Annotated in this window: 1 protein-coding gene; it reads right to left on the bottom strand. The window is 70.1% G+C overall.

The window, feature by feature from the left end:
• Positions 1-2,867: non-ribosomal peptide synthetase (locus tag A5622_RS18610; protein ID WP_156753010.1), on the bottom strand; the 2,867-nt coding region annotated here is incomplete at both ends.

Below are 2,867 nucleotides of genomic sequence, written 5' to 3'. Positions count from 1 at the left end.
CCCACCGCCACATCCGAACTCGCGCTGATCTTGGCCAGCAACACCGCCAGGGCGGCCTGCACCACCATGAAGCTCGTGGCGTTGTGCGCGTTGGCCACCGCCCGTACCCGCTGCTGCAACTCCGCCGGCCACTCCACCGCCACGCTGGCCCCGCCGAAGTCGGCCACCATCGGGTAGGGCCGGTCGGTCGGCAGTTCCAGCCGCTCGGGCATTCCGGCCAGGGTGTGTTCCCAATACCGCAACTGCCCGGCGATCAGGCTGTGCGGGTCCTGCAATTCGCCGAATTGCGCGCGCTGCCACAGTGTGTAGTCGACATACTGCACCGGCAGCGGCACCCAGCCCGGGGCCTGTCCGGCCACACGGCTGGCATAGGCCTCGCCCAGATCGCGCACCAGCGGCGTCAGCGACCACCCGTCGGCGGCGATGTGATGCAGCACGGCAACCAGCAGATACTCGTTGTCGTCCACCCGAAACAGCAGCGCCCGCAACGGGAGTTCGGTGGCCAACTCGAAGCGGTGGCCGACCACGGTGTCGATGGCCTTGCCCAGCCGGGCGGCCGACCACCCACGCGCATCGCTGATCTGCCATCCGAAGTCGGCCTCCCCGGCCTCGACCACCAGTTGCTGGGGTATGCCCTCGTGCGCCGGGAACAGGGTCCGCAGGCTTTCGTGGCGGGCCACGACGTCAGCCAGCGCGGCGCCGAACGCCGCGTCGTCGAGGCGCCCGTGCAGTTGCAGGGCGATGGCCATGTTGTGCACCGGCGAGGGCCCATGCAATTGGCCGATGAACCACAACCGCGACTGGGCGAACGACAACGGCACCACCGCCGGCCGCGCTGCGGCGACCAGGGGCGGGCGCCCGCCCCCATCGGCGCCCAGGCGGCCCGCCAGGCGGCGAATGGTGGGCGCTTCGAACAGGGCCCGCACGCCGAGGTGGACGTCGAGACCGGCGTTGATTTCCGCCACCAGCCGCATGGCCGACAGCGAGTCGCCACCGAGGTCGAAAAAGGAGTCGTCGATCCCGACGCGGTCGACGCCCAGCACGTGGGCGTAGATGTCGGCCATGGTCTGCTCGACGGCGGTGGCCGGGGCGCTGTATTGATCACGGCCGTGATAGTCCGGTGCCGGCAGGGCGCGGACGTCGAGTTTGCCGTTGGGTGTCAACGGTATTGCGTCGACGGCGATCACCGCGGCCGGTACCATGTAGGCCGGTAACCGCTCGGCCAGCCGGGCGCGGGCCTCGGCCGGATCGGCGGTGCCGGTGAGATAGCCGACGAGTCGCTTCTCGCCCGGCCGGTCCTCACGGGCGATCACCGCCGCCTGCTTCACCCCGTCCAATTGGGCGAGGGCGCTGTGTATTTCACCGAGCTCGATCCGATGGCCACGGATCTTGACCTGATCGTCGGCGCGCCCGAGGTAGTGCAGCTGACCGTCCGGGCCCCAACGCACCACGTCCCCGGTGCGATACATGCGCGTCCCGGTGCCGCCGAACGGGCAGGCCACGAACCGCGACGCCGTCAATCCGGCCCGGCCCAGATAACCGACGGCCACCCCGGACCCGGCCACGTAAAGTTCGCCGGGCACACCGGCGGGCACCGGGCACAGCCACGGGTCCAGGACGAAAAACGCCAGGTGCGCCAACGGTTTTCCGATGGGACTGACGTGGCCTTCGATGTCCGCGTCGCAGATCTTCCGGCAGGAGGCGTGCACCGTCGTCTCGGTGATGCCGTACATGTTGATCAGCCGCGGGCGGTGCGGGTGGTTGTGCAACCACTTGCCCAGCCGCTGGGGAAGCAGCGCTTCGCCGCCGAACACCACGGTGCGCGGGGTGAACTGATGCGTTGACCGCGACGCGTCGGCGCCCTGTAGCGCGAAGAAGGCCGACGGGGTCTGGCTCAGCACGCTGACGTCTTCGTCAATCAGCAAGGCCCGCAAGTCTTCCGGTGAGCGCACGACGTCGTCGGGGACGATCAGCAGCCGTCCGCCCGACAGCAGCGCCCCGAAGATCTCCCACACGGAGAAGTCGAAGGCCAGCGAATGGCACTGGCTCCACACTCCGGTCGGCGACGTCAGCCGGCCGTTCATCGAGGCCAGCAGTGCGGTGACGTTGCCGTGGGTGACCGCGACGCCCTTCGGGGTCCCGGTGGTGCCGGAGGTGTAGATGAGGTAGGCGATATCGGCGGGTTCGGGCGCGGTCAAGGCGCTGCCGGGCCGGACGTGCACGGCGGGCCCGGCGACGTCGATGATTGCGACGCTGCATCCGTCGAGCCGCGACCGCAGGTTCGTCGTGGTGACGGCGGCGACGGGCGCGGCGTCGGTGAGCATGAATCCGATGCGCTGTTGCGGCACGGCGGGGTCGATCGGCAGGTACGCCGCGCCGGTCTTGAGCACCGCGAGGATGGCGACGACGGCGTGCGCCGAGCGCTCCATCAGGACCGCCACGCATTGCCCGGGTCCGCATCCTCGGTCAATGAGCCGGTGCGCCAACCGGTTCGCGGCCGCGTTGAGCTCGCGATAGCTCATCGACAGGCCGCCACACGTCAGCGCCACCGCCAGCGGGTCGCGGGCCACCTGAGCGGCGAACAGCGCCGGAATCGAGGACGGCCCGCTGGCCTGCCGCGACAGCGCCGCGCGGTTACCGATGGCGTGTAGGCGCGCGTGCTCGTCGTCGTCGAGCAGATCGATCGACGACAGTCGCCGGGCGGGGTCGGCCGTCATCGCCGCCAACACCCGCCGCAAGCGCTCGATCAGCGTTTGCACGGTGGCGGTGTCGAACACGTCGGTGCGGAATTCCACCGCGCCGCCGATCCCGGCGGGCCGGCCGTCCCGAGTCCAGCGTTCGGCCAGCGACCACGCGAGATCCATTCG

Origin of the sequence: Mycobacterium sp. 1245801.1 (assembly GCF_001673055.1) — a bacterium.
Classification (GTDB): Bacteria; Actinomycetota; Actinomycetes; order Mycobacteriales; family Mycobacteriaceae; genus Mycobacterium; species Mycobacterium europaeum_A.
The sequence above is the reverse complement of the archived record's forward strand: the minus strand, read 5'-3'. Positions and strand labels throughout refer to the sequence as shown.